Below are 21,792 nucleotides of genomic sequence, written 5' to 3' on the forward strand. Positions count from 1 at the left end.
CTTATGCAGAGCGGCTCTTTTTTATTCATCATGATTCCTTTTTACACCGACTACTTGATCCTTTGAGATGGTTCCAAAATGCCGGCTGTCAAAGCTATGTATTCGATTATCTCCGATCACGAAGTAATGATTGTTTTGTATGTTCTGACGACCGGTGATGGCTTTCAGCTGAAAATCACCTGTTAGGACGTTGCCCATTTTATGTTTTTTCTGCTCTTTTAAATACGGCTCTTTCCACTTTACACCATCAACAAACAGTTGATCATCTTCATATTTGATTGTTTCTCCTGGAAGCCCAATGACCCGTTTGATCAAGATTTGATTTTTAGGGCCATGAAATAATACATAGTCAAACCGGCTAATTTTCGTGAGTTTTGGCGAGAACTTGTTAATTAATAATTCTGTTCCATCTGTAAATGTCGGGTCCATACTAACCCCTTCTACTTTGTACGTGACAAACATGAAATTCTTTACTTGGAACAACAAGACGATGCATGTAATAATCATGAACCATAGCAATGGCTTCTTTTTCATTAAGAGCCTCCTTTGTCCTCACGCTGACTCATCCGAATATTCAACCTATTTTCTACTCTCTTTCCAACATACCATAATAAAGCAATGACTAGAACCGCAAAAACACTTCTTAACGGATTCTTTACTAAAGCTGAAATGTCATAGCCGATAAAACTAATAATAAAGAGCATGACACACTTCCCTGATAAAGCAGCTAATGAGAACTGCCAGACGCTGATTCTTGATAGACCTGCTACGACATTAACTGCAGCAGACGGTGTAAAAGGAAAGCAGAGTAAAATAAACAACGGACCAAATCCCCGCTTTTCAACCCAAAGCATTAGCTTTTGAATAGAAGGGTGTCTGCTAATAAAGTTCAACATCCTCATCTGTCCAAATTTTCTGATCAGTAAAAAGACAAGGATAGACCCTGCACTTGCACCAATCCAGGTCAATAAAAAGCCTTCCCATAGCCCAAAAGCATTTGCATTGGCCACCGCAAATGCCACGAGAGGTAAAAACGGTAGAAATGCTTCTATTAAAGGGAGTAATATAGCCACAATGGGTCCAAAAGCCTTGTAGCTTTCAAAAAATGATGTGATATTTTCATGAGTAAATATAGAAAGAAATAATGGCAACTTGTTTGACTCCTTCAAGGTTTGTCTATCTTTCATTTTACATGGAAAACATAAAAATATACAAATGAATCCCTCTCAGCCCCCCCTTGAGATTTTTTAACTCATCCGATATAATAAATAAGAACAAATGTTCTATATATAAAGAAAGCAGGCATGGACATGACGAGATTATCAAGCGTACAACTTCAGATGATGGAACAAGCCATCTTTCTTCCAATGGTCATCTCCATCCTCAATCGTGATTTGACGTACCTTAAAAAACATCAAACATTCAAACTAAATGAACCATATATTCAGCTAGTCACCTCTTCATTAAAAGAAGCACAAAAAGCCCTTTATCAACTGAAACAACAGTTGCGTAAAGAAAAAATGAACGTACAGCAAATTGAACACGATGAAGGATTTACGACATATTTATTTCTGATCAATGGCTATGAAGAAAAGCATAAATATTTTAATCCCCGTATACGTCATCGTGTAGAAGAAATGCTCACCCATTATTTCCTCCATTCAGGAAAATAATATGGTTATATTTTACATTTATAGAAGGAACTCTTCAGTTTTTGGCGAATTGATTATTATACCAAAAATTAGGAGGTTAAAAACTAATGTTCAAAAAAATAACAGCACTCACCTTAGCAGCAGGATTACTTGTGCCAAGCACAGTGTCAGCATTAGAACCACTGCAAACAGGAAAACAAGCCCCAGCAACATCTGCACAAATAACAAGTGTAGCCTATACAACGGTTTCTATCGTTGGAAAACGAGTGAAGTTTGAAGTGAAAGCACTCGAAAATCCTTTTAACATGAATTACTATAATCGAATTGCTTGGACGAGTACGGACGAAGAGCCAAGTGTATTCAATGACAATATTCTATCGGTCATTGTCGCTAAAAAAACCGGACAGGCTTATCAAGTCTCTTCATACGAAGCGCTCACTTCGGTAAAGGACAAGATTGAATCAGGTCAAAAGGTGTATGGCTGGGCGCTTGCTTTAAATGGTGTGTGGTACCCAACGATGCCTGCAACCCTCTATTATTAAAAACAGCCTGCCACAGTGGCAGGCTCTTTCTCCATTATGACAATTCGAGCTGTTTTCTCAGCTCTTGTCTCACTTCTTCTAATCCTGGTCCATCTAACTCAAAGTAATACACATTCCCAGGCTGGTAATCGTGCCCTTTTAACTGAATGGTATCCACTGATTTTAATGAACTCAGTAAAGGGAATAGACCGATCAACTGCTTCATGGATAAATTGGTGGAGACGTTATCCCCAAGTGTATCAATGATGTTGTCATAAGACGGTATGGAAGAAATGGATTTGGATTTTTCAAAGATGGCTTGAAGTGCTTCCATTTGGCGCTTTCCGCGCATGAGATCACTATCTGCCTTTCTCGTTCTCACAAACGCTAATGCTTCTTCACCACTGAGCGTATGCGTGCCTGTTTCCACATGAACTTTTCCTTTTGAATCCTTTTCCATTTGTTTTGCAATGCCTTCATCTTCAATCGTTACGTCAATTCCATTTAGCTCATCGACAATGTCTTGAAACGCCTTAAAGTTTCCTGCAATCACATAGTCTACCGGGATGTTTAACAAATTCTCTACCGTTTTGACTGATAAATCTGCACTCCCAAACGCATGGGCGTGAGCAATTTTATCATATCCTCTCCCCGGTATATCAACATAAGAATCACGAGGAATACTTAGGAGCTTGATCGTTTTGTCTGTTCGATTCACCGTCGCCAGTAAGACCGCATCACTTCTTGCTTCGTCTACCGTTTCACCTGGACGGCTGTCAATCCCTAAGAGCAGCACCGAAAAGCTATCCTTTCCTGGATCAAAAGCTTTCACACGCTTTTGCGAGGTCTCTCCTCTTTCTAAAGATACTTGCGCTTTATTCGACGCTTTTGAAATTTTATAGTATGCGTATCCTGTGACAGATACTGCCATGATCATGACAAATGCCATGATAAACAGCACGACTTTCACCCAAGGTCTTAGCCTTCTTTTTGATCTTGTTTTCTCCTTCATCCTTTCCGAACCCTCACTCTATCTTAGTCTCACAATGTAGGTTCCACTATAACATATTTTGATGAAAGTTTCCTGCATGCAACATATTTTTATGTATCCACAATAAAAAATCTGCTCAAAATGAGCAGCTTCAGATTGCTGACAAAGGGCTAAAATGAACTTGATTTTAGCCCTTTGTCTTCTTTTCATCGTGATAGAAAACCTTTGCAGTCTAGGAAGGACGAGTACTGGCGCGGAGCGAATTTCACATTCGTGAGCACCAGCACGCAGGACTGACACCGAATGCGAGGGTTTGTCTACACGCTGAAGCTGCTCAAAATGAGCAGCTTTTCAACCATTACTTTTGTTCAATTCCTTTTTTCACTTCATCAATCATCGCATTCAATGATTCAAGGCCGCCGCCTGCTAAATACCACATGTCAGAGTTTAAATACACCACATGATTGTTTTTAACCGCTTTGACTGATTTCACATAATCATTTTCAACAAGCTGTTTCGCAGACGTTTCTTCTCCAATTGCCGCGCCGCGATCCACGACAAATAAGTAATCTGGGTTCGTTTTGACCATATACTCATACGAAATGCTTTGTCCATGTTTATCAGATGGCTCTAGCTTTTGATCTGCTGGTGTAATCCCAAATACATCATGAATCAGACCATATCTTGACTTAGGACCAAATGCCGTCATTTTGCTGTCGTTCGCCATAATGACGAGTCCATTTTTCTTTAACTCTTTGGCTTGTTTCTTTAATGAAGCCACTTTTTGGTCAATGGCAGAAAGTTCTTTTTTGACTTTGTCTTCCTTATCAAAAATCTTTCCTAATGTTTCAGCATTCTTTTTAAATGATTCCATATAGTTTGCGTTATCTACATCCATATAAATCGTCGGAGCAATTTTAGAAAATTCATCAAATGCATCTGCTTGACGGTGCTGAATAATGATCAAGTCAGGCTTCATCTCTGCAATTTTCTCAAAGTTTGGCTCTTTTAACCCGCCGACATTCTCATATTTGTCACTTTCATATTTAGATAAATAGTGAGGAATCACTTGTTTTGGTAAGGCTGTCACGTTGACACCAAGCTTATCAAGTGTATCGAGACTTCCCATATCAAAAACGACGACTTTTTTCGGGTTTTTCTTGATCTTCACACCGTCTTTATTCAACATATCCTTTACTGTTACGGTTTCCTCATTCGTTCCCGCTGTTTTTCCTTGGTTACCACAGGCAGCAAGGACAGCAATCGCTGTTAATACTGTTATCATCCAAATCCATTTTTTCATGATTGATCACCTCTTCATTTTTTCAAGAAAAATATAAGCAAATACGCTCACCACGAATGACTTCGATCGGTATGCGCATGTCATAAATGTGTTCAAGTGCTTCTGTTTGAATCACTTCATCAACGCTTCCTTCTTTGACCACCTGACCCTCTTTTAAGGCGACGATGTGATCTGAATAGACAGATGCAAAGTTAATATCATGGAGAACAACAACAATCGTTTTTCCAAGATCTTTCACGAGCTGCTGAAACAGCTTCATCATTTCAACTGAATGGTTCATATCTAAATTGTTTAAAGGCTCATCTAAGAAAATATAATCCGTATCCTGAGCCAGCACCATGGCAATAAAGGCTCTCTGCCTTTGTCCGCCGCTTAGTTCATCTAAATATTGATGCTGGATTTCGACGAGTCTCATGTATTGAAGCGACACATCAATCATGTTCTCATCTTCTTTTGTCAAGCGGCCTTGAGAGTAAGGAAAGCGGCCAAAGCTGACAAGCTCACGAACGGTCAGACGCACACTCATGTGGTTCGACTGCTTCAAGATGCTCATTTTTTTCGCAAGCTCCTGAGGAGAGTAGGCACGATAAGGTTTGTCCTCTAAACAAGCTTCCCCAGTATCAGGTTGAATCAGGCGGCTCATGATGGACAAAAGCGTACTTTTGCCTGCGCCATTTGGACCAATGAGAGAGGTCAGCTGTCCTTTTTTTACACTGACAGTTGTTTCGTGAAGCACTGTTTTTCCGTTATATGTCTTACTGACTCCCTTCATCACGACCATGAACGACTCTCCTTTAAAAGTAGATAAATAAAATACAGTCCGCCGACTAAATCAATTAGCACACTAAGCGGTGTTTGAAACGTAAATACCTTTTCCACAAGAAATTCCCCGCCTACAAGCGCAATGACACTAATGAAAAACGAGCCTAATAGCAAGTACGTGTGCCGATATGTACGAAACAGCTCTCTTGCCACATTTACAACGAGTAAGCCAAGAAACGTAATTGGGCCGACGAGGGCCGTCGCAATAGAAACAAGGACGGCAATGACGATCAGCATCTTTTTTGTGATCCTGTCATAGTCAATCCCGAGATTCACAGCCTGTTCCTTTCCTAACGACATGACATCTAATTTCGCGCGGAAGGTCCATATATAAAGACAAAGTACCGCAAATAAAAGAGAAGCGAAGAGTAAAATATCTGTGTTCATGTGATTAAAGCTGGCAAAGGACTTGTCCTGTACGACTTGGTATTCATTCGGGTCAATGAGCATTTCCATAAAGGAAGAAAGACTTTTGAACAATGTTCCAAACACAATCCCGACAAGCAGGAGTAAGAAAATATGCTTGTTTTTGCGCTTGAACATGACCGTATAGAGCAGCACAGAAAACAGAATCATTAATCCAACGCAGAGAAAGAAATTCAGGTTCTTATTCGCGATCATCAAATTGGTCGATCCAAAAAGATAAATAATCGCCGTTTGCAAAAACAAGTAAAGCGCGTCTAACCCTAAAATGCTTGGCGTTAAGATTCGGTTATTGGTCAATGTTTGAAACACAACAGAGGAAAAGGCAATCGCGCCTCCTGTCAAAGTCATGGCAAGCACCTTTTTTAAACGGCTCGGCACTGTGTACTCCCAGTACCCCATTTGAAAGGTGACGAAGATGACAACGAATACGGCTGCAATGGCTGCAATGAGAAATAATGTTCGTATCTTATGCATAGCGCTTCCTCCTTAATAACATGTACAGGAAGATCGCACTTCCAATGATGCCGACCATAAGCCCGACAGATATTTCATATGGATAAATGATCACCCGTCCGAGCACGTCACATATGAGCACAAAAATGGCCCCTAATAAAGCCGTATGCGGCAGGCTCTTTTTCAAGTGATCCCCTCGGTAGATCGATACAATATTCGGAATGATTAAGCCGAGGAAAGGTAGCATGCCAACAGTCAAAATCGTTACAGAAGTAATCATCGAAACAATCACCAAACCAACTGCCATGACACGTTTATACGTTAAACCTAAATTGACGGCAAAGCTCTCACCCATACCAGCCACTGTAAAGCGGTCAGCATATAAATACGCGATGATCAATAGAGGAACACTCACATAGAGCAGTTCATAACGCCCCTGAACAATAAGAGAAAAATCCCCTTGCAGCCATGCGGATACGTTTTGGATCAAATCATATTTATAGGCTATAAACGTGGAAATTGAACTAACAATTCCGCCAAACATTAAGCCGACTAACGGTACGTAGATCGTATCGTTCACCTTAATATGGCGTAGAATTTTTAAGAATAATAGATTGCCAGCTAACGTAAATAAAAACGCAATCACCATTTTCATCAGCGGGCTTGCTTGTGTAAAAACAAGCATGGCGGTTAAAATACCCAGCTTGGCCCAATCCATTGTTCCTGCAGTCGTTGGAGAGACAAATTTATTTCTCGTCATGCTTTGCATGATAAAACCGCATAAGCTCAGGCTCATGCCAGCAAGCACAATACTCATCAGCCGCGGGATGCGACTTGAAAATAAGGTGTTCATTTGTTCATCTGATAGATGAAACAACTGTAAAAGAGACAGGTCCTGTACTCCGACAAACAGCGACGCACATGCCAAACACACAAACAACAAACTTAATTGGTACAACTTCATACAGGGTTCACACTTTCTATCAAGCTCTCTGCCACAAATGATTATCATTATCAATTAACGGCAGTTCATATATTATCATATTTAGTGAAATATTCAATAGTAGAATGAGAAAGGGTGAAAACCGCATAAAAAAACAGCTTTTAGGATCAGCTGCTTTTTTACGCTTCAATATTCAATTGAAACTGCCCTTGCAGTTCCTCTTCAGCCTCTTGAAATAACTGCCGCAAATTCTCTGCATCATCACCAAGCTCGTCTTTGCTTGCTTGATAATGAATCCATGTCAGCTCTATAGGCAAGCTCACTTCTCCTGTTAAACAGTCCCAAAGGGCATCAAGATTTTTCCCGTAATGATCAGGAAGTTGTAACACTGTTTTTAGTTGATCATGAAGCTCCTCTTGTGATCTGCACATCGCACCATTTAGCTGTACTTTTTTCATTTCCCTCCCCCTCTTCTGTCTTTATTTTAAACGAATTGGAGAGGAAAGAGAAAGAATCCATTTCACTTTTGCCTCTCTGTGAAACTTAAACTAAGCAAGATCAGACAGGCAGCCAGCACGAGCATGAAAAAGAGCGTTAACACTGTCTGAGTACCGTACATATCAGCAAAGAGACCAACGAACACACTTGGTATGCCAAGACCTAGATACGCAAACAAGTAATACCCAGCAACGGCTCTAGCCGCTTCCTTCTTCCCTTTCTCAACAATCAGCTGGAGACCGCCTAAGTAAGTAAATCCATAGCAAGCTGTACCCGCTAAAAGAGTTCCAGCAAGGACAAGGAATATAGACCCGCTATTAGCACCGAATAACAGCAGGCCATATCCGCACGGAAGACAAATAAAACCGATACGAAGCGCTGCACTGCTATTCATCTTTCGGACAAAGGGCTGCATCAGAACACCTGCCATATTAATAAAAAACAGCGCCGGGCCTACCCACAATTCATAGCCATTTAATTTAAGCTGTGCTGGCAAAATCGAAATGACAAGACCGCACACAGACCATGCGATAGCAATGGCTATGTTCGCAGGCATTGTTCCTTTTGGAAACCTCGGCATGTTCATGAGCGGTTTACTTGCATCCCCTTGTACAGGCGGCACCAAAAAGAATACAGCAACAATCGTCAACATGATCAAGACCAACACAATCCAATAGCTAAGAGGCGTCAGTGACACTCGCTCAAAAGAAAGAATCGCTGTAAAAAGAGCACCTCCTCCAAATCCAATTGAACTGCATAATGCGATAAACGTTGGGATCCAGCCCGATTTCTCTGGATATAAAGCAATCAAGTAGGCAGTACATGTGCCAACACTTAACCCAAGTCCCACTCCTTGCAGCAGCCGGGCGACAAAGAGCATTTGTATGGTCGGATGCACGATCATGAGCAGGGTGGCACATAATGAAAAACAAAGTGCGATCAATAAAATCGGTTTTCGTCCAGCCCGGTCAGACATGCCGCCAAGTAACAGTAATACTGGAATCAGTCCGAAAACATACGCAGCAAACACAAGGGCTGTTGACGCCTTTCCGTATCCTGCCTGCTCTGCATATTCCGTATAAAGAGGGACTTGCAGGTTCACTGCTGTTGTAATCATAAAAAGGCTAAATAAAACGAACACAAACGGAATCATGGATAGCTGTGCTGTTTCTTCTTTTGATGCAGGAATCATGGGACTCTCTCCTCTGTGTAAATGATATGAACCAGTGTACACATCATTTGGATTTCTTCCCACATCCAAAAATGAAGCTATTGACCAGTCCATAATTCCATGTCATCATCAATGATGACATGACAAAGGAAAGAAGGTGCACTGTGTACATTCATTTAGACCGTTCCAGCTCTACCCCGCTCTGGCAGCAAATCGTCAATGGCATCATTCAAAAAATTCATACAAACACACTGAATCCTGATGATCAGTTGACTCCGACAAGAGTATTGGCACAAGAGCTCAACGTATCTCGATCCACCGTACAGCTTGCCTATGATGAACTGCTGGCAAGAGGCTATGTCAGCACCTCTAGAAGAGGCGGAACAAAGGTCATTTCAAGTGATCACTATGCTGCTTCTCCCCCACATCAAAACGAACCGCCTTTTGCACTTCCGACAAGACCTCACTTTGACGAGGCTGAAAAACAAATGGATCACTGGCTCTCGGCCAATCAATTTCATGACACACTTGAGATTGATTTCCGCCATCAAGAACCAGCCATCGACGACCATTTTCAAAACATATGGAAACGCTCGCTTCTAAAAGCATTACAGCGTTTAAATATGAAAGATTGGGGCTATTCTTCTCCGCATGGATTATGGGAAGTGCGTTCAGAAATTCGCCAATACTTATCCGTTGAACGCGGCATTGATATAGAAGAAGACCAAATGGTGTTAACAGGGGGAACACAACAAGCCATTGACTTGATTTCACAAGTCATGCTCAAAAAAGGAGATACAGTCGCTGTTGAAGATCCTGGTTTTCCTGGAGCTAGGTTGTCCTTTTTACATCGCGAAATGAATATTTACCCCGCACCAGTCGATGAAGAAGGAATGATGGTGAATACATTGCCAGAACGTACAAAGCTGATCGCTGTAACGCCCTCTCATCAGCGGCCAACCGGTGTCTGTATGAGCGTCAATAGAAGACGGGAGCTGTTGCAGTTTGCTGCGAAGGCTCAATCTTACATATTAGAAGATGATTTTGATGGGGATTATCGTTATCATGGCGGACCGCTTCCTTCTTTATTTTCAGAAGCACCCGATCATGTGATCTATATTGTCAGTTTTTCCAAGGTGCTTGCACCAGGCATCCGCCTTGCTGCCATCATCGGCTCCAAAGCAGTCATCAAAGAAATCGCTGCACTGCAATCACTTATTCAAAGACAGCTGCCGATCATGGAGCAAATCACCCTTGCCTCTTTTTTCAGAGAAGGCGAGTTTACGCGATATGTCAGGCGGATGAGACAGGTGTATAAAAAACGGCAGGCAGCGATGATGGATGCTCTTTTGACACATCACTTTGACAAACACTTCCGTTTATATGGAACCGATACAGGCCTTCACGTCTTTTTGGAAGGAACATCAGACTTTGATGAACAAGGTACGATTGAGGCCGCAAAAGCGGCAGGTGTCGGCATTTATCCATTAAGCCCCTATTGTTATGAAAGCAAAAGGAAAGGGTTGCTGCTTGGTTTTGCCTGTACGGATGAAGCCATGATTCAAGAAGGTGTACGCCGATTAAAGCAAACACTGCACATCTAAAAAAGCCTGGAAGTCTCTCTTCCAGGCTTTTCATTGTGATTGCTGAACGTTTCCTACTTCTTCAATGAAAGAGGCTGTCTCTTGCAATCCATCTTGAAAATATTGAGTGGCTGACATAAACAGCTTTTCTTGATCAGGACGCTTCAACAGCTGCTCTACCTTGCTCATTCCTTTTTCAAATGAAGCAAGACCTGTCTTTAATTGTTTGTCTGCCTTTTGATACACAGCTGGCACTTCTTGATGAGTAAGCCCTTTTTGAATGACACGGTCGAATGCTTTCGTTGCTTTTGTCAATTTGTCATTGACTTGAATTTTTCCATGTCCATCCGAAATAAATTGATCGGTCATGTTTTCATATGCTTCATTTAACTCATCCATATAACGCTGAACCCATTGTTCATACGCAGCTTCTTTTGTGTTTTGTTTTGAAGGCGGCTGACCTGCTTGATTGCAGGCCGTGAGTAGTGTCACTGTCACGGTAAATAGCAGCATCAAATGCCATCGTTTTTTCATACACGGCCCCCATTTCTCTTTCCCATTTGTTCATATCGGTCAAATATGATCAACTTTTACCTCATACGAACACCTTGCAAGAAATGACTTATTTTTATTGTAACAGACCGCATGTATCACTTCTGTGATTTATGCGGAAATGAATGAAAATCCTTCTAATGGTTCACATTTCCCTGCCATTTCATGATGATACAGTCAATAGACGACGAGAAAGGCACATTTGGTTTCAATCTAATTCATCTTCGCCATTTTTTCTCCAATAAAAAAGACCCCTTTCGGCGCCTTTTATGATCCTACCCATTTATTGCAGCTTTCCTTTACAAGCAATCTCCAGCTCTTCTACCACTTCGCCATCTTGAATGAGGTATGCTTTTTCATGAAGATTCACAGCAGGACAGATGTGATTCGGAATAATTTGCACCTTCTCACCGATCTGTACACTTTGACGAAAGCCTTCATGATAGATAATGGCATGCTCGTCAAATACGCTTGAAACAAATACATCATCATATTCTTTCACTTTGCCTAAGCCCTCTGTTTTGGTCAGCCCTTTTGTACGTGTTTGTGCCGTCAGCCCCTTGGCCCCTACATCTGTAATCACCCGGCGCTCTGTCGGTTTACTAATGACCGTCGTCAGCACAGATGCTGCACAATGTGAATATGTGCCGATTACATTGGACTGGGAAGCATCCATCAAGATGTATGTGCCTGGCCGTATTTCTGTGACTCCTTTTGGGATATCAAATTGAAATAAAAATGGCGGTGTTGATCCAATACTGACGACCTCTATCGGCATACCAGCTTCTTCTGCAATCTGCGCAAAACGGAGCGTTCGATTTACAGCCTCCTTGTATAATGTCCGGCAATGTGCTTTACTTTCCGCTTGATATGTATGGCCATCATGAGAAAAAATCCCCTTTAAATGAACGGCATCACTTGTTTGAATCGCCTCTAATATGTGGCAGAAATCACGTTCTTCAATGACACCAGACCTTCCTTCTCCAACCTCTATCTCAATTAAAACCTCCGCTTTTTTCTCTGATTCACGAAAGACTTGCTCAATCTGCTTCACATGCTCAACACAATCTATACCGAATGAAATCTGTATCGACTCTGCCAGTTTACGAATCCGCTTGAGTTTAGTCTCACCTACAATTTGATTGGCGATAAAAATATCCTTGAGCCCATGGGCTGCCATTACTTCAGCCTCTCCTACTTTCGCTACCGTAATGCCAGATGCACCTTTCTCTTCCTGCAGCTTGGCAAGTGCAGGCGTTTTATGCGTTTTCGTATGAGGGCGCAATTTGACATGCTGACGGTCTGCGTATTGCTGCATCGCCGCTACATTCTCCATCATCACCCGTTTATCAATGAGTAGTGCCGGCGTATCCAGTTCTTCATACATCATCCCCATGACCCCTTTCGTTGTATAAAAAATTATATGATATAGATAAATTATATATTTTTTTATATAATAATCAATGGTTTTTTCTGCAAAAAAGTGATGACGATGGGTAAGCATTCCAGCGGCTGTCTGCCGCTGGTCTCTCACTAATAACGATTACGAAGTTCTCTTAAGATAAAATCATACACAAGGTTGAGCTGCTGTTCCTTTGGATACAGCATAAATTCTTGTTTCTTAGGAAGACCTCCATCAAGTCGATCTTGAAATTTCGTTCGGAGATACGCTGTTCGGTGTACCTGACTCTCAAATGACTTATATGAGACATCTAGTTTGACCGATTGCTCATTTGTAAAAGTAACAACCGTGTCTCCGAGGGATGATTCCTGAAAGATATGAATGTATTTGTGGGAGATCCATCCGCATTGAGGGCGGTTGGATGAATAGGTTGGGAAGAAATACAGATGATTGGATGAGTCAATCACGATGGGAGGCTTGTGGGAAATACCTGTTACTTCATATGTTCCCGCTTTTCTGCCTGCATAGCTTGAGCCAAAGAACCTGCAACTGCGTTCTATAATTTGCAGCGGCTTTAATTCAACATAAAAGCTTGTCTCTCTTTCGATCACTTTTGAATATACTCGTTTTCCTTCTTCAACCGGAAGGACCGCCATTGTTGTTTGATTAATGACGTATGAATCTAATGGTGTTTCACTAATTCCTGACACTTCATTTCCTCCTGTGTTAATTTTTGGTTATTTTAGATACTATTAATCTATCACCAACGTATAAGAAACGACAGGATTTTTTCAATATTTATTTAAAATTATCTTTTTATCATGTTTTTTAGTACATTCGATCTATCTAAAAGCCATTTTTAAAGATATATCGCATCTTGTCGACTGGACAAGGGGTGTCGATATGGCTCAAAAATAAATTGTCTAAAAATTATAAATTCTTGTTGATTTTTTCTCCGCCAATCCATATACTATAAAAAAGGCATCGGGGGGATTCTTTATGAAAGAGAAAAAAACGTATGCTGAGCTCATGAAGTCCCGCAACACCCAAAAAACCGAAGAGAATGGCGTTACTATTTTAGACATTTATATTCAAATGGTTTTAGATGAGGCGCTTTATAAACAGCGCTTAACCTTCCTTAGAGAAGAGATTGACAAGGCGCTAGATCAGCGTGATGAAAAACGTTTTAATGACCTGTCAGCTCAATATGCAGAACACTGCTTACATCAATCATGATGATTTTACTTGCGGCAGAGAGACAGAAACTTGTCTCTTTACCGCAAGTTTTTTGTTTTTATCCATTTAATATGGTTCCGCCATTCACATGAATCATTTGTCCATTTATATAAGAAGAGTCTTCACTCGCTAAAAATAAATAACTCGGCGCTAACTCTACTGGTTCACCAGGCCGCTCCATTGGGACATCTCCACCAAATTCAGACACTTCCTTTTCCGTAAATGTGGATGGAATCAGCGGTGTCCAAATCGGTCCAGGCGCTACCCCATTTACCCGAATCCCTTGTTTAATCAGAGATAGAGATAATGATCTTGTAAACGTTACAACCGCCCCTTTTGTCGATGAATAATCAATTAAGGTTTCATGACCTTTATAAGCAGTGACCGATGCTGTATTAATAATACTGCTTCCTTTCTTTAAATGAGGGAGCACCGCTTTTGTTAAATAGAACATGGCAAATATATTCGTTTGAAATGTCCGAAGAAGCTGGTGAGAGGTAATCTGTTCAATGCTTTTTTGCGGATGCTGTTCACCTGCGTTGTTGACCAAAATATCAATCGAACCGAAAGCATCTTTTGTTTGTTTGACGACCTCGTGTGAAAAAGCTTCATCGCCTAGATCACCTGCTATTAAGATGACGCGGCCTCCCATTTTTTCAATATAGTCCTTCGTTTCTTCCGCATCACGGTGTTCATTCAAATAAACAATCGCTACATTGGCTCCTTCTTTCGCAAATAAGACAGATACTGCTCGTCCAATCCCGCTGTCTCCACCTGTGACAATCGCCGTTTTCCCTGTCAGCTTTTTGCCTTGCACCTCTCGATCAAAGATAGGTCTAGGGTTCATTTTATATTCAAGTCCTGGACGTTCGTTCTGATGCTGAGGCGGTAACGTTTTCTTTGGCTGCTTTGTTGACACGTCAGTCCACTCCTTCCTTTTTATCTCGTTTATTTTTATGTGTTGCTCATTTTTTTATGTATTTCGCTCTTGTTTTCACTAAAATGTATGATTTTCAGCATCGTGGAAAAATTATACACAACAAGTGACTGGAGGCGACAACATGGAACAAGAACATAAAGGATCGGAGCAAGCAAAGTCGTTATGGCTAGCTGATAGTGAGAAGCCCTCTTTTCCTACTGTCAGCGAAGATCTTACAGCAGATGTCATCATTGTCGGTGCCGGTATTACCGGTATCGCTACTGCATTTGAAATGACAGAACGCGGACTGAATGTCATCATCATAGATGCTGATCAAGTATTGCAAGGAACCACCGGACATACGACAGCGAAAATTACCTCCCAGCATGATGTGTACTATCATGAGCTGATTCAGCATATAGGTATGCCGAAAGCCCGTTTATATGTAGAAGCAAATGAAAAAGCAAAGGAACTCATCCAAGCACGTGTGAAAGAGTATGACATTGATTGTCATCTTGAGGTAAAAGATGCTTACCTTTATGCAACAGAAGAAAACGGCGTCAAAAAGTTAAAGAAGGAATTAGATGCGTACAAACAGCTCGGTATCGATCGCGAATGGAAAACAGAGCTCCCGTTTGATGCTGGCATCAAGGCAGCCCTCGCCATGACGCAGCAAGCACAATTTCATCCTCTTCATTATCTTCATGCACTGATCGATCAGCTCATTGACCGAGGCGTGCGCATATTTGAACAGACAACGGCAGTCGATGTAAAAGAAGGAAAACACCCTGCTGTCATCACAAAAAGTGGCCATCATCTGATGGGGCGCTCTATCATTTCATGCTCACACTTTCCTTTTTACGATGGCAAAGGACTGTATTTCACTCGAATCCATCCTGAGCAATCTTATGTCGTCGCAGCCAAAACAAAAAAACCGCTCCCAGACGGCATGTACTTAGGAATTGATCAGCCTGCCCATTCATTAAGAACGGCGAGATTCCATGGAGAAGATGTCGTGCTCATCGGTGGACAAGGTCATAAAACCGGACAAGGCGGAGATGAATCCGCACACTATGAAGCACTAGAAAAGTTTGGTGAAGCCACCCTTGGTATAACGGAAGTCCTTTACCGCTGGTCCACTCATGATATGGTCACAATGGATCAAATCCCTTACATTGGCCGCCTGACATCACATCATTCGAATATTTTTGTGGCAACAGGCTTTAGAAAATGGGGCATGACCACAAGCCACGTAGCAGCGACACTGATCGGAGATTTGATCGAAGGAAAATCGAATCCTTACGAATCCCTCTTTACTCCATCAAGACTCGTGTCAGACGCATTCGTAAAAGACTTTATCAAAGAAAACACCAATGTTGCAGCAAAGCTGATCAGCGGTAAATTAAAGCGAGCTGATCAAACAATTGATGATTTAAAACCGGGTGAAGGCGGCATTGTATCTTATGAGCACAAAAAATGTGGCGCTTTTAAGTCAGAGGACGGCGATCTCTTTCTTGTCGATACAACCTGTACTCACTTAGGCTGCGAAGTCGCGTGGAATAATAGTGACCGCACGTGGGACTGTCCTTGTCACGGGTCTCGTTTCTCCATTACGGGAGAAGTAGTAGAAGGTCCGGCGAAAAAACCACTAAAAAGGTCATATAAAGAACAGTAAAATTTCACTGTTTCCCCTTTAAAAAATCCAATATTATCCGATAAAAAACATAAAGTCTGATATTTTTGATGATCATGGGGGGACAAACACATTGTTATTTAAAAAAGAGAGTAAAAAGAAAAACACTGCTTTTTTCACACAGCAGGATGATGGGATAAAACGAATCAATTTTCCGGAGAATACGGACATTGCCAAACAAATTAAAATGATTGATTTGACGCAGCAAGACCTTTTTATCTTGAAACAGCTGAATCCAATCGTTCAAGATGAAATTGAACATATCGTCGATAAATTTTATAAAAACCTAGAAGTCGAGTCTTCCTTGATGCACATCATTCAAGATAACAGCTCAGTCGAGCGTCTAAAGAAAACACTACGCATTCATATTAGTGAAATGTTTGCCGGTGTGATTGACGAATCTTATGTGGCCAAAAGAATTAAAATTGCACAAGTTCATTTAAGAATTGGACTTCAACCTAAATGGTATATGGCAGCCTTCCAAGACCTATTGCTATCCATAATGGATTTATTTGCCCAGCATATCCAAGATTTCAAAGAATATCAGACGGCAGTGAAGGCGACGACGAAAATTTTAAATCTAGAGCAACAGCTTGTCCTAGATACGTTCCAAAATGAATACTCTAAAGTTCGTGATGAAGCAGAACTACAGCAAAAAGAGCTTCATACAAAAATTACAGAAACATCTAATTCACTTGCTTCTCTCTTCTCAAACACAACAAATGCAGTGGACAAACTTGTATCAAAATCTGATGAGATGGCGGATATGTCACAGGCTGGCACAAAGATCTCAGCACAAGTTGAAGAGAAATCAATTGGCGGTAAAAAAGAGTTAGAAATTCAGCAGACGCAAATGAACCAAATTGACGGCAGTATGACAAAGATTGAAACAGAAATTAAACGCTTAGAAGAAATTGCGAAACAAATTGAACAAATTTTTGGGATCGTCACAGGTATTGCGGAGCAAACGAATTTACTATCTTTAAACGCTTCAATCGAATCAGCTCGAGCAGGTGAACATGGCAAAGGCTTTGCTGTCGTTGCAAACGAGGTTCGCAAATTATCAGAGGATACAAAGAAAACGGTTTCAACTGTATCTGAGCTCGTCAACAACACAAATTCACAAATCGCCATTGTGTCACAGCATATTGCTGATGTGAATTTACTTGTGACAGACAGTAAAGAAAAAATGACCCAAATCAACTCGCTATTCGATGATATCGTCAGCAGCATGAACTTAAGCAAAAACCAAAACGGAAAAATTGAAATAGATTTGCAAACATTCCTAAACGAATTGAAAGAAGTCAAACAAACAGTGTCCCAAGTGGCAAGTTCGGTCGAGTCCTTAACGAGTCTGACAAATCACTGATCCAGTCATTCTTCTTCAGTTTTAGTATAATAGAGGAAAAGATAGAAAAGGCGGGATTTGATTGACAGCAATTTGCCTAGTCAGACACGGAGAAACCGATTGGAATGCAGCAAAACGAATTCAAGGACGAACAGATATCCCTTTAAATGACACTGGTAAATGGCAAGCGGAACAAACCGGTCTTTACTTAAAAGATGCCCACTGGGATGTTGTCATTTCCAGTCCGCTATCAAGGGCAAAAGAAACAGCTCATTTGATTTTACAGCATGTACATGCACCGCTCGTGATCATGGACGATTTTATTGAACGTGACTATGGCGACGCTGAAGGCATGTCATTTGAGGAACGTCAGAAACTGTTTCCAAATAAACAGTATCCAAATATGGAACCACTATCGGCACTTCAAGATCGAATGCTAGAAGGTATCGAAAAAGTGAGAGCAACCTACCCAGATCAACGGGTACTAATCGTAGCACATGGTGCTGCCATCCATGCCTTACTCACCTCACTAGCTGACGAACATATGGGTATTAAGGATACAAGACTTGAGAATGCCTGCTTAAATTATGTGGAATGGACAGATGGTCAATGGAAGGTGAACGATTACAACGTGGTCAACCACTTAACACAATCTGCTCCTTCTTAAAGAACCTGTTTTCATAACAGGTTCTTTTTCATGTCAAAAACAATGATAAAATAATATTTTTTTATATCGAAATTCGAAATAGATGATAGCCTTTTCTACCTATTTTATGGCATTTCGGGTATCGAATGTTTATCCTCAAATGGATCATGAGAAAAAAAGCACGATTCCTTTTTAATAGAAAACCGTTAGAAATATAAAATAAACATATTTTACCATCAATTCCAAGCGACTTAATTCCCTATTTTTCGCTAGGACTTCCACAAAAATTCAGGTCTACTCTTATTTGCCTATCTCTATTAAACTGAAAATACAGAATAATCAAACGGATCATTCTAATAGACTACGGATGATTATTCTGAAATAAGAAAAAGGGATGTGGAATGTGCGTGAAAAAGAAAAATGTGATGACAAGTGTTTTATTGGCTGTCCCTCTTCTGTTTTCAGCAGGGTTTGGAGGCTCGATAGCAAATGCCGAGACTGCCTCAAAGTCAGAAAGCGAAAAAAGCTATATCGTTGGCTTTAAAGCTTCTGCCACCACAAACAGCTCTAAGAAACAAGCAGTGACACAAAATGGTGGGAAATTAGAAAAACAATACCGCCTCATTAATGCTGCACAAGTGAAGATGTCTGAACAAGCCGCAAAAAAACTTGAACACGACCCTAGCATTGCTTATGTAGAAGAAGACCACAAAGCAGAAGCATATGCCCAAACCGTCCCTTATGGTATCCCTCAAATCAAAGCTCCAGCCGTACACGCTCAAGGTTATAAAGGTGCTAACGTCAAAGTAGCTGTCCTTGATACTGGAATCCACGCCGCACACCCTGACTTAAATGTTGCAGGCGGTGCTAGCTTCGTCCCTTCAGAGCCAAATGCCACACAAGACTTTCAATCACACGGAACTCACGTAGCCGGAACCATTGCTGCCCTTGATAACACGATTGGTGTTCTTGGGGTTGCGCCAAGCGCCTCCTTGTATGCCGTTAAAGTATTAGATCGTTACGGCGATGGACAATACAGCTGGATTATCAGCGGTATTGAATGGGCTGTTGCCAATAACATGGATGTCATCAATATGAGCTTAGGCGGACCAAACGGCTCCACAGCGCTTAAAAATGCTGTAGACACAGCGAATAACCGCGGAGTAGTTGTCGTTGCCGCAGCAGGGAATTCAGGTTCAACTGGCTCTACTAGCACCGTTGGCTATCCTGCAAAATACGACTCTACAATTGCTGTTGCCAACGTGAACAGCAACAATGTCAGAAACTCGTCTTCTAGCGCAGGTCCTGAATTAGATGTTTCTGCACCTGGTACATCGATTTTAAGTACAGTACCAAGCAGTGGATATACATCTTATACGGGAACATCGATGGCATCTCCTCATGTAGCAGGAGCAGCAGCGCTTATCCTTTCTAAGTATCCGAATCTATCAACGTCTCAGGTTCGTCAGCGCTTAGAAAATACGGCAACACCGCTTGGTAATTCGTTCTATTATGGAAAAGGATTAATTAACGTTCAAGCGGCTTCTAACTAAAATAAGTGTGACAAAAAAATCCGGCGAACTGAGCCGGATTTTTTATTTATTGCTTTTTCGATGTTTCCTCTTTTTTTGCGGCTTTTTCCATATCGATGATTCTCTCCATCATCGTTGGGTGTCCATAGCGGAATATTTTCACTAAAAGTGGCGGATTGACTTGGGAAAGCCCTGATTTTGCAAGCTTTTGAAATGACGTCACCCCCGCCTCTCCATCTTTCGTCAAATTCACGGCATATTCATCAGCTGCACGTTCTTGATGTCTTGACACAGCATTTGTAAAAGGAGAAGCAGCAAATGACAGCATAGATACAATGATCAACAGAAGCGGAAGAGCAGCAACGTCATGTGGTGCCTTCAGACGAAATGGAGAAGCGCCTTTTTGGTAAAGGGAAAAATAAAGACGGTCAATGGCAAAAAATCCAACCAGAGACAACACTAAATATCCTGCTAAACCGATATACACATGCTTCATCACGTAATGTCCCATCTCATGCGCCATGATAAATAAGATTTCACGGTCTTTCAGCTTTTGAAGTGTCGTATCCCACAAAACAATACGCTTATTTTCACCAATTCCTGTGACGTAAGCATTCATCGTGTTTGTTTTCTCTGACATGTTGACTTCATATACATGATCTGCTGGAATGTGTGCTTTCTCTGCAAGAGTTAATATCTTTTTCTCAAGCGCTTGATCCTTCAATGGGTAAAAATCATTGTAGAGTGGATCAATAACGACCGGCTGTATAAAGAAGAGAAATAGTGTAACTGGAACGGTTAAACACCAAGCATACAGCCACCAATATTTCCTTTTCTTTTGAATGAGCCAAAAGAACACAATCGCGCATAGAACAAGCAGTGGATATTGAATCCAAAAATCAAGCGTTTGGTCTTTTAGCCAACTTGCTGTGCTTTGTGCTGAAACACCGTAGTACAAGGACAACTGGTAGCTCACCCACTTGACCGGCAATGTGATCAGCATCGTCAAAAGTGACAGCACAAACACATACACAAGTTTGCTCACAAGGTGAAAACGAGCTGCTGCCAAGCTCCAATCTGCTAATTTCCTTGAAAACCCTGAAATGAGCAAAAGGAAAAAGACATACCAATCTAAAGGAATTGTCATAAAGTACAACAGGTTACGAATGTTCGAGTAATTTCCACTGATCAAAAGCTCATGGCTTGTCATAAATGTATGCGGGTCTGCACTTGTCCCTTTCACACTGTCAGGGACAGATGAATCCCCCATTAGAAATAAGTAAGAATAAATAAAAAGACCATACAATATGTATGCTACCGTTGCAAGAGCTATCCATTTGCGTACTCGCACTGGTCAGCCTCCTTTCCATTTCTCTCTCTATTGTAATCACGCACGTTTTTGTTTAGAACCTGTCTCATGTGGCTCCATCATAGCATGCCCTATCTGAAAAAGCTTGAGTGAAAAAAATGATTATGCTGTTCAAAAATCGGAGAAACTAACTATAAAAAAGTGAGTTGGAGGTTCATCATGAAGAAAATCCTTGCAGGAATTGTGATCTTTGGGCTTTTACTGATTACCTTCTTTTATGTGTTCAGCCGGACAAGTGACATCTTCGATGAAAATCGAGCAGAGAAATTATTGCTTTCACCGACGAACCAGTCCATTTCTTATGAAATAGATGATAAAGATACAACTGAGGATCTAATTGAACAATTAAACAAAGGGAAACAAACAAGCAGCCATCTCAAAAAGAATGTAAAGAAGCCAGATTATATCGCCAAGGTCATGTTCGGACGGACAAATGGCACTTCTTTTCAGCTATGGACCAACCGCTCTCAAGTTGTTTTTTTAGTAGACGGCACCTATTATGAATTAAATCAAAAACAGTCAAATTCCTTTCGAAAACAGGTACAAGAAGCGATTCAAAAAGGAGCCTCTTCATAAGAGACTCCCTAGATTGTTGACAAAGGGATAAAATGAACTTGATTTTACCCCCTTGTCTTCTTTTCAGCGTGATAGAAAACCTTTGCAGTCTAGGAGGCGCGGAGCGAATGTGACATTCGTGAGCACCAGCACGCAGGACTGACAAAGAATGCGAGG

23 protein-coding genes are annotated in these 21,792 nt (G+C 41.2%); 9 read left to right on the forward strand and 14 right to left on the reverse strand.

Annotation, left to right across the window (positions count from 1 at the left end):
* Nucleotides 1-21: 21 nt before the first annotated feature.
* Both lepB and EBQ12_RS04055 read right to left on the reverse strand, forming a co-directional pair.
* Nucleotides 22-534 carry a signal peptidase I gene (gene lepB, locus EBQ12_RS04050; protein ID WP_007499139.1) on the reverse strand — a complete coding sequence of 171 codons (513 nt, stop codon included), beginning with the start codon at nucleotides 532-534 and terminating at the stop codon, nucleotides 22-24.
* On the reverse strand, nucleotides 534-1,151 hold the full coding sequence (locus EBQ12_RS04055) for a TVP38/TMEM64 family protein (RefSeq protein ID WP_017366969.1): 618 nt from the start codon (nucleotides 1,149-1,151) through the stop codon (nucleotides 534-536). Before EBQ12_RS04055 ends, lepB begins: the two co-directional genes overlap by 1 nt.
* A gap of 159 nt (nucleotides 1,152-1,310) precedes the next feature.
* On the opposite strand from EBQ12_RS04055, the gene EBQ12_RS04060 reads away from it, so the two are divergent.
* On the forward strand, nucleotides 1,311-1,673 hold the full coding sequence (locus EBQ12_RS04060) for a YhjD family protein (protein ID WP_017360224.1): 363 nt from the start codon (nucleotides 1,311-1,313) through the stop codon (nucleotides 1,671-1,673).
* 86 nt (nucleotides 1,674-1,759) lie between these two features.
* Nucleotides 1,760-2,194, forward strand: coding sequence for a hypothetical protein (locus EBQ12_RS04065; RefSeq protein ID WP_008348634.1), 435 nt, complete (start codon nucleotides 1,760-1,762; stop codon nucleotides 2,192-2,194).
* A 34-nt stretch (nucleotides 2,195-2,228) separates the two neighbouring features.
* On the opposite strand, the gene EBQ12_RS04070 is transcribed toward EBQ12_RS04065, so the two are convergent.
* The 7 genes from EBQ12_RS04070 to EBQ12_RS04105 form a co-directional block, all read right to left on the reverse strand.
* Complete coding sequence (locus EBQ12_RS04070; RefSeq protein WP_007499147.1) at nucleotides 2,229-3,185, reverse strand: LCP family protein; 957 nt, start codon at nucleotides 3,183-3,185, stop codon at nucleotides 2,229-2,231.
* Nucleotides 3,186-3,522: 337 nt separating this feature from the next.
* Complete coding sequence (locus EBQ12_RS04080; RefSeq protein WP_125589106.1) at nucleotides 3,523-4,467, reverse strand: siderophore ABC transporter substrate-binding protein; 945 nt, start codon at nucleotides 4,465-4,467, stop codon at nucleotides 3,523-3,525.
* 22 nt (nucleotides 4,468-4,489) lie between these two features.
* Nucleotides 4,490-5,248, reverse strand: a complete 759-nt coding sequence (locus EBQ12_RS04085) for an iron ABC transporter ATP-binding protein (protein ID WP_081114757.1) — start codon at nucleotides 5,246-5,248, stop codon at nucleotides 4,490-4,492.
* Nucleotides 5,239-6,189: an iron chelate uptake ABC transporter family permease subunit gene (locus EBQ12_RS04090; RefSeq protein WP_125589108.1), complete on the reverse strand. Its 951-nt coding sequence runs from the start codon at nucleotides 6,187-6,189 to the stop codon at nucleotides 5,239-5,241. Before EBQ12_RS04090 ends, EBQ12_RS04085 begins: the two co-directional genes overlap by 10 nt.
* Nucleotides 6,182-7,132, reverse strand: coding sequence for an ABC transporter permease (locus EBQ12_RS04095; protein WP_125589110.1), 951 nt, complete (start codon nucleotides 7,130-7,132; stop codon nucleotides 6,182-6,184). The genes EBQ12_RS04090 and EBQ12_RS04095 overlap by 8 nt, the downstream gene beginning before the upstream one ends.
* A gap of 158 nt (nucleotides 7,133-7,290) precedes the next feature.
* Nucleotides 7,291-7,569, reverse strand: a complete 279-nt coding sequence (locus EBQ12_RS04100) for a barstar family protein (protein WP_125589112.1) — start codon at nucleotides 7,567-7,569, stop codon at nucleotides 7,291-7,293.
* Between the two features lie 62 nt (nucleotides 7,570-7,631).
* Entirely contained in the window at nucleotides 7,632-8,801 is a 1,170-nt protein-coding gene (locus EBQ12_RS04105) for an MFS transporter (RefSeq protein ID WP_125589115.1), read from the reverse strand.
* Nucleotides 8,802-8,944: 143 nt separating this feature from the next.
* Between EBQ12_RS04105 and pdxR the strand changes: the two genes are divergently transcribed.
* Nucleotides 8,945-10,384: a MocR-like pyridoxine biosynthesis transcription factor PdxR gene (gene pdxR / locus EBQ12_RS04110; protein WP_050827116.1), complete on the forward strand. Its 1,440-nt coding sequence runs from the start codon at nucleotides 8,945-8,947 to the stop codon at nucleotides 10,382-10,384.
* 30 nt (nucleotides 10,385-10,414) lie between these two features.
* Here pdxR and EBQ12_RS04115 read toward each other — a convergent pair whose 3' ends face one another.
* The 3 genes from EBQ12_RS04115 to EBQ12_RS04125 form a co-directional block, all read right to left on the reverse strand.
* The gene (locus EBQ12_RS04115) at nucleotides 10,415-10,897 is read right to left on the reverse strand and encodes a hypothetical protein (protein WP_017360234.1); all 483 of its coding nucleotides are present in this window, start codon (nucleotides 10,895-10,897) and stop codon (nucleotides 10,415-10,417) included.
* Between the two features lie 301 nt (nucleotides 10,898-11,198).
* The gene (locus EBQ12_RS04120; protein WP_046526643.1) at nucleotides 11,199-12,305 is read right to left on the reverse strand and encodes a D-TA family PLP-dependent enzyme; all 1,107 of its coding nucleotides are present in this window, start codon (nucleotides 12,303-12,305) and stop codon (nucleotides 11,199-11,201) included.
* A gap of 143 nt (nucleotides 12,306-12,448) precedes the next feature.
* A complete protein-coding gene (locus EBQ12_RS04125) occupies nucleotides 12,449-13,027 on the reverse strand; it encodes a competence protein ComK (RefSeq protein ID WP_017366958.1) in 579 nt (192 codons plus the stop codon).
* A 289-nt stretch (nucleotides 13,028-13,316) separates the two neighbouring features.
* Here EBQ12_RS04125 and EBQ12_RS04130 point away from each other — a divergent pair, with 289 nt between their 5' ends.
* Nucleotides 13,317-13,553 carry an IDEAL domain-containing protein gene (locus EBQ12_RS04130; protein ID WP_008348804.1) on the forward strand — a complete coding sequence of 79 codons (237 nt, stop codon included), beginning with the start codon at nucleotides 13,317-13,319 and terminating at the stop codon, nucleotides 13,551-13,553.
* A gap of 58 nt (nucleotides 13,554-13,611) precedes the next feature.
* On the opposite strand, the gene EBQ12_RS04135 is transcribed toward EBQ12_RS04130, so the two are convergent.
* The gene (locus EBQ12_RS04135; protein WP_017366957.1) at nucleotides 13,612-14,472 is read right to left on the reverse strand and encodes an SDR family oxidoreductase; all 861 of its coding nucleotides are present in this window, start codon (nucleotides 14,470-14,472) and stop codon (nucleotides 13,612-13,614) included.
* Nucleotides 14,473-14,614: 142 nt separating this feature from the next.
* On the opposite strand from EBQ12_RS04135, the gene EBQ12_RS04140 reads away from it, so the two are divergent.
* From EBQ12_RS04140 to EBQ12_RS04155, 4 genes are all read left to right on the forward strand, one after another.
* Complete coding sequence (locus tag EBQ12_RS04140; protein ID WP_125589117.1) at nucleotides 14,615-16,147, forward strand: FAD-dependent oxidoreductase; 1,533 nt, start codon at nucleotides 14,615-14,617, stop codon at nucleotides 16,145-16,147.
* 25 nt (nucleotides 16,148-16,172) lie between these two features.
* Complete coding sequence (locus EBQ12_RS04145) at nucleotides 16,173-17,534, forward strand: globin-coupled sensor protein (RefSeq protein WP_370539267.1); 1,362 nt, start codon at nucleotides 16,173-16,175, stop codon at nucleotides 17,532-17,534.
* Nucleotides 17,535-17,595: 61 nt separating this feature from the next.
* On the forward strand, nucleotides 17,596-18,180 hold the full coding sequence (locus EBQ12_RS04150; RefSeq protein WP_017360298.1) for a histidine phosphatase family protein: 585 nt from the start codon (nucleotides 17,596-17,598) through the stop codon (nucleotides 18,178-18,180).
* A gap of 386 nt (nucleotides 18,181-18,566) precedes the next feature.
* Nucleotides 18,567-19,712: a serine alkaline protease SapB gene (locus EBQ12_RS04155; protein ID WP_026050071.1), complete on the forward strand. Its 1,146-nt coding sequence runs from the start codon at nucleotides 18,567-18,569 to the stop codon at nucleotides 19,710-19,712.
* Nucleotides 19,713-19,758: 46 nt separating this feature from the next.
* Here EBQ12_RS04155 and EBQ12_RS04160 read toward each other — a convergent pair whose 3' ends face one another.
* The gene (locus EBQ12_RS04160; protein ID WP_017360300.1) at nucleotides 19,759-21,042 is read right to left on the reverse strand and encodes a M48 family metallopeptidase; all 1,284 of its coding nucleotides are present in this window, start codon (nucleotides 21,040-21,042) and stop codon (nucleotides 19,759-19,761) included.
* Nucleotides 21,043-21,219: 177 nt separating this feature from the next.
* Here EBQ12_RS04160 and EBQ12_RS04165 point away from each other — a divergent pair, with 177 nt between their 5' ends.
* Complete coding sequence (locus EBQ12_RS04165; protein WP_007497192.1) at nucleotides 21,220-21,636, forward strand: YhfM domain-containing protein; 417 nt, start codon at nucleotides 21,220-21,222, stop codon at nucleotides 21,634-21,636.
* Nucleotides 21,637-21,792: the final 156 nt, after the last annotated feature.

The sequence above is a fragment of the Bacillus sp. 2B09 genome (genome assembly GCF_003946835.1).
In the GTDB taxonomy this organism is placed as follows: Bacteria; Bacillota; Bacilli; order Bacillales; family Bacillaceae; genus Bacillus; species Bacillus altitudinis.